The organism is Nodosilinea sp. LEGE 07298 (genome assembly GCF_015207265.1).
Classification (GTDB): Bacteria; Cyanobacteriota; Cyanobacteriia; order Phormidesmidales; family Phormidesmidaceae; genus Nodosilinea.
Window position 1 is genome coordinate 1 of record NZ_JADEXE010000385.1, and the last position, 5,269, is coordinate 5,269.

Annotated in this window: 7 protein-coding genes and 1 pseudogene; 5 read left to right on the plus strand and 3 right to left on the minus strand. The window is 56.2% G+C overall.

Annotated features, from left to right (window positions below; all coding sequences use genetic code 11):
- The 3 genes and pseudogenes from IQ273_RS36145 to IQ273_RS29915 form a co-directional block, all read left to right on the plus strand.
- Positions 1 to 151 (plus strand): annotated as a pseudogene (locus IQ273_RS36145) (prepilin peptidase); the annotation flags it as partial.
- Between the two features lie 60 nt (positions 152 to 211).
- Positions 212 to 847: a type I restriction endonuclease subunit R gene (locus IQ273_RS29910; protein WP_194026743.1), complete on the plus strand. Its 636-nt coding sequence runs from the start codon at positions 212 to 214 to the stop codon at positions 845 to 847.
- 5 nt (positions 848 to 852) lie between these two features.
- Positions 853 to 1,236: a hypothetical protein gene (locus tag IQ273_RS29915; RefSeq protein WP_194026744.1), complete on the plus strand. Its 384-nt coding sequence runs from the start codon at positions 853 to 855 to the stop codon at positions 1,234 to 1,236.
- A gap of 91 nt (positions 1,237 to 1,327) precedes the next feature.
- On the opposite strand, the gene glp is transcribed toward IQ273_RS29915, so the two are convergent.
- The 3 genes from glp to IQ273_RS29930 form a co-directional block, all read right to left on the minus strand.
- Positions 1,328 to 2,560, minus strand: a complete 1,233-nt coding sequence (glp, locus tag IQ273_RS29920; RefSeq protein WP_194026745.1) for a gephyrin-like molybdotransferase Glp — start codon at positions 2,558 to 2,560, stop codon at positions 1,328 to 1,330.
- Positions 2,561 to 2,592: 32 nt separating this feature from the next.
- Positions 2,593 to 2,811: a hypothetical protein gene (locus IQ273_RS29925; protein WP_194026746.1), complete on the minus strand. Its 219-nt coding sequence runs from the start codon at positions 2,809 to 2,811 to the stop codon at positions 2,593 to 2,595.
- Positions 2,812 to 2,945: 134 nt separating this feature from the next.
- Positions 2,946 to 3,764 carry a tetratricopeptide repeat protein gene (locus tag IQ273_RS29930; RefSeq protein WP_194026747.1) on the minus strand — a complete coding sequence of 273 codons (819 nt, stop codon included), beginning with the start codon at positions 3,762 to 3,764 and terminating at the stop codon, positions 2,946 to 2,948.
- 411 nt (positions 3,765 to 4,175) lie between these two features.
- On the opposite strand from IQ273_RS29930, the gene IQ273_RS29935 reads away from it, so the two are divergent.
- A complete protein-coding gene (locus IQ273_RS29935) occupies positions 4,176 to 4,751 on the plus strand; it encodes a cyclic nucleotide-binding domain-containing protein (protein WP_194026748.1) in 576 nt (191 codons plus the stop codon).
- Between the two features lie 418 nt (positions 4,752 to 5,169).
- Positions 5,170 to 5,269, plus strand: a 100-nt coding sequence (locus IQ273_RS36150) for a transposase (RefSeq protein ID WP_194021068.1), incomplete at its 3' end; no start/stop codon positions are given.

Consider the following 5,269-nt stretch of genomic DNA (forward strand, 5'->3'; position numbering starts at 1 on the left):
AGTGGGGGGTGGCGCGATCGCCCTCAAGCTAATCAGCCGCCGCCAGCCGATGCCCTTTGGCCCATTTCTCGCGATCGGCGCGTTGATCACGGTGTTCTGGGGCGAGGCGATCATTGGGGCTTACCGGGCGCTGTTTTTTCCCACTCTGTAATTTCTCCAGAGAATGCTAGACCCGTTTCTTAGAATGGGTGAATCGTAGCCGGTAGAAACGATGTCAGTTGCTATTACAGAGGCGATTACAACGCTGGCAGAGGCAGAGCAACGCTTCCACCTGACTCGAACGGAAGCAGAGGCGTTTTTTCTAGAATGGAATACTGACTTACCAAGCCTTAGCGAGAGCGAAAAAACAGGCTTGATGGATTTGTGCCGTCGCTACTTGTATCAGCGATCGCAGGGTCAGCTGCTAGAAAGTACCGTGCTGCTTCTGTTCGCTTCGCCGTTACTCACTCTAGCTGGGTTTTACGACCCACCGTTTAGAGTTAAGGCAGAAGACTCTGTTCAGCTAATCCTGCCAGATTCTGAAGAGGTTTTGCAGGGTAGGCTCGATGTCTTAGTGCTGAAAGATCAGCTTTGGGTGGTGGTGCTAGAGTCAAAAAAGACAGCGCTTTCGGTCTGGTCAGCTTTACCACAAACCCTGGCCTACTTAAGCGCAGCTCCCCAGCCTAAGCAGCCAGCTTATGCACTAATGACCAATGGCGACGACTCTGTTTTTGTAAAGCTGCAAAAAGGCACGAATGGGGTCTACAGTGTATCGAGAGTTTTTTCAGCGCTAACCTCGATCCACGAACTCTACAGGGTTTTGCAAGTACTGAAATGGTTTGGTCAAGTCATTGAGGTAGAAACCTGATCCCTATGCACCTCAACTACCTGGTAACTCTCCTACTGGGGCTAGTGCTGATGTTGCCTATCTCCCCCACCAGCGCCATGGCCACCACTTGGTATTCAGTCGCCGAAGCCAGCCAGGGCCAGCAGCAGCAGTTTGTCGATCTTGACTCGGTAGAATCTTTGGGTCTAGGCCACGTGCGGGTGGGCAGCTACTACGTCGACAGCCGCTCCGGTGAGCCCCAGCGCACTGATTATTTAACTGAGTACGACTGCGATCGCCGCCGCTTTCGCGACGTCGAGTTCAACGGCCCCGTTGGCAGCGATCGCTGGCTGCCCGTAGACCCCGACCCACTCAATTCAGCGGCGATGGAGTACGTGTGCGCCATGGTAGAGTCTGGGCGATCGCAATAATGAAAGGGAAAAGATATCCCAAGGTAGGGGCGCAGGGCCTGTGCCCTTGAGAGAAAGCAAATTCTCAAATATTTTCGTTGCCAGAAGAGCCTTAGCTGATGGCCATGACTTGTACTGTCTCGCCTTCAGCAACCCGCGTTGTGCCCACCGGTACGATCGCCAGCGCATTGGTGCCCGCCAGGTTGATCAAATTACCTGAGTTGTGGCCACCGCTGGCCAGTTCAAACTCGTAGCCGGCTGAAGTTGGGGTCAGCCTGCCCCACAGGTAAGTTTCTCTCTGCCCTCCAGCTTTGAGAACATGGCGGGTAACGGCGGGCACAAACCCTGGCCCCCAGACCGTCGCCAGCCCCGATCGCTTGCGTAGAGCAGGCACCACAAACCGCCAAAAGGTTACCAGCGCCGACACGGGGTTCCCTGGCAGGCCAAAGTACAGTGGCGCAGAGCCTTGTACAGCCGGGAAGGTGGCCACCGTGAGGGGCTTACCGGGCTTTACCGCCACCGAGCGAATGTGCAGGGTTGCCCCCAGCTCGGCCAAAATTTCGTCGACATAGTCGTAGTCGCCTACCGATACGCCCCCCCCCGACACAATTACATCCGCCTGGGCCAGGGCAGTCTGAATGGCCGTCCGCAGCGCCTGGGGCTGATCGGCCACAATGCCCAGGGGAACGGGGATTGCTCCGGCCTGACGCACTAGCGCGGCCAGAGCGTACTGGTTAGAATCCACGATTTGCCCCGGCTGCAGCGGGGTGTCGGGCCTCACTAGCTCATCGCCCGTGGAGAGAATCGCCACCCGAGGCTGAGGAAACACCGGCACCTGCAAGCACTGGGCCGAGGCCAGCACCGCTAGCTCTGGCCCGCCGATTAAAAGGCCTGCCCCCATCAGGGGATCGCCCGCCCGGCAAAAGCTGCCTTGGTGGCGCACAAATTGTTTGGGTTCGGGCGTTTCTAGCACCAGTACTTGCTCGCCCTCGCGCCGGGTCACTTCTTGAATGACGATGGTATCGGCTCCAGTCGGCAGCATTGACCCAGTCAAAATGCGCGCGGCTTGGCCGGGGTCAACGGGTTGAGTGGGCGATCGCCCCGCCGGAATAGTCTCCGTCAGCGTCAGCGCTACCGGATTCTCGGCACTGGCCCCCTGCACATCGGCGTGGCGCACCGCGTAGCCATCCATGGCTGAATTGTCCCAGTGGGGGAAATCGAGCGGGCTGGGAATAGATTGAGCCAAGATGCGCCCTAAAGCCTTGTCTAGCGGCACCTGCTCAGCGTTGACCGGCAATGAGACTAAATCAAGAATTTTGGCTTCTGCCTCGGCGGCGGGGAGCATGGGCAGGGGAAAGGATGAGGGACGGTGAGGGGCTAAAAATCAGGACGGGTGATCAGACAGCTGAGGCCCAGGGTAACAGACCCGGCCAGCGTAGCTGCAGCTGAAGCATCGGTGCCTAAAAACACCAGCAAACTGTAGAGCATCACGCCTACGGTAGCCACCATACCCAGGGGGGTAGTGACCACATCCAAAACCTCTAGTAGTTCTTCGAGGAACCTCAAAAACTGAAGCCAGCGGGTCAAAAATGCCATAGGTTTACCATTCAGGCAGGGTTGGCAAAGGGCTAGAGAATCAGCTTAGGGAACTACTCCTAGAATAACTGTTGTAGCCTTGACCAAAATCGCCCGACTCAGCATTCTTCAAACTTTCCTAAGTAAAGAGTTGTTCAATAAAGGGCCTGCATCAGCCGTTTGCGATAGGTGATAGTGAGCGGGTCGCCGCTGCCCAGCAGCTTAAAGACCGTCAGCATGGCCTTGCGAGCGCTGTCGTTGCGGTAGGCGCGATCGCGCTCCACCACCACCAAAAATCCTTCTAGGGCAGTAGCAAAGTCTCCCTTTAGCGCAGCCTGACCTGCGGCAGCAAAAGCTGTATCTAAGTCAGAATCGCCCAAATCAGCTAGCGACTGGCGCAGGGTGATTAGTCCCCGTAGACCATCGGCCATATCAGTGGCGTCGCGATCGCTGGGGTCGATCAACTCCAAATACTGGCTAGCCAAGGCATCATCCCCTTGAAGGAGGTAGAGCTGGGCCGCTTTGAGCAAAATTTGGCTGTTGTTAGGGTAGCGGGTCAGCAAATTGGTCAGGGCCGGAACAATCTCGGCAGGGTCAGCAGTGGCCAGGGCCGCATCAAAAGCTGCCAGGTCTTGCTCCAGGCTCGATCGCAGGCCCAGCTTGGCCAGCAGCTCGCGCAGCTGCGGCTCGGGCAGTACCCCCACAAACCCCTCCTGGACCTGCCCTTGGCTGACGATTCGTACATCGGGCACCCCTTCCACCCCAAAGGCCTTGGCCAGTTCAGGGTTAGCGTCGATATCCACCTTGGCCAGAGTAAAGTCATACTCCTGGGCCAGCTTTTCGAGCAGGGGCTTGAGCAGCTGGCAGGGGCCGCACCAGGTGGCAAAAAAATCGACCAGCACCGGCTGCTCAAACGAGGGTTGCAGCACGGCCTGCTCAAACTCGGCTTGATTCACAACAATAGATTGTCCCATCGGTACCTCAGCGGGGGCGAATAAACAGGTTGTACAGCAACAGCAGCACTTCGATCGCAATCAGCAGCACCACATACCACTCTAGGCGTAGGCCCGTCTGCTGCCGCTACTGGTCGAGCTTGCGTTCGAGGAAAGGCAAAAATAAAGATAAAGAAAACCGACCTTTTACAGCAATCTCAGCCGCTAGATTTCGATAGGTCAAACCGTGTTTAGAACTATTTCAGAACACCTGCGCGGCGGCAATGTCCCATGCATCCCATCCTAGGGTATGTTAGAAAACTGGCATGACTTATAGAGGGTAGCTATGCGGCAGTGTTCCAGGTTGACCCCTCTGCCATTGTGGCCCAGTGCCAGGTTTTTCCCCCAGCCTTGCCCATGGCAGGCGGGCTATTGTGGAGTAAGGCCGCAGCCATGAAGCGTGTGGTATTCATTCTCGGGGTTTTAGAAGACGATGACGTTGACTGGCTAATTGAAGCTGGGCAGCGGCAAGAGCTTCAACCGGGGCAAGTGCTAATTCGCGAGGGCGAACCCTGCGAACACATCTACCTTATTTTAGACGGTGGCCTAGAGGTTACCGTGGCGGCCCTAAGCGCTCAACCTATTGCTCACCTGGCTACTGGCGAGGTGGTGGGTGAGATGTCGTTTGTCGATAGTCAACCGCCCTCGGCGACGGTATCGGCCCTAGAGACCAGCATTGTGTTGGCTATTTCCTGCACCCAGCTGCGCCACAAACTCCAGCAAGACATTTGGTTTGCCTCTCGCTTTTACCGCGCCCTGGCCATTCTGCTCTCTAGCCGTTTGCGCAGCACCGTCAAGCACCTGCAAGGGGAGCACTGGCGACCGGTCGCTAGCCTCAACGATGCTGGGCTAGACGAAATCAACGACATGCTCTCCATGGGCGGCATTCGCTTTGACTGGATGCTCAAGCGCCTGCGAGATGTTAACTCTAACCCTTGGGAAGATTTAGACGTAGACTCCACTGACTAGAGATAAAGGCTTGCAAACCCACCCGCCACCCCGAAAGGATTCTGCTACCATTCAGGCAATGGCAGTAAGGGGTAAACTAGAGGGCAACCATTGGTTTACTTTCAGGGTCATTCCCCCCAGCAACGGTAAGCTAACGCAAGTCAGCTGAGTTGCCTAACAGCATGAATGTCATAGACTGTCCCCAGCAGGCCATTATGGCGGTGGGAAAACAGGCAGCTATGGCTCACTATGCTGATAGTCAGGTTTGTGTTCCCTACTAAGTCGGTTCTGGGCCTCGTTTTTGCAACTGTCAGAGCATGCCACTCCATACCAAACTCAGTAATATTCTCAGGCTCAATAGGTGTTTCAGGGAGGTGACCTGCAAGCAGATGATGTATTCGCTAGGCTGAACACTAAAGTGCACCTGCTCTGCGATCTCATGCTAACCCTGACACACCTTTTGGAAGAGGCCAAGTGCTACGACAGCGTTCGGACGTTGCGCTGGCCCGACGGCGTTATCCGGTGTCCGAAGTGCGGCT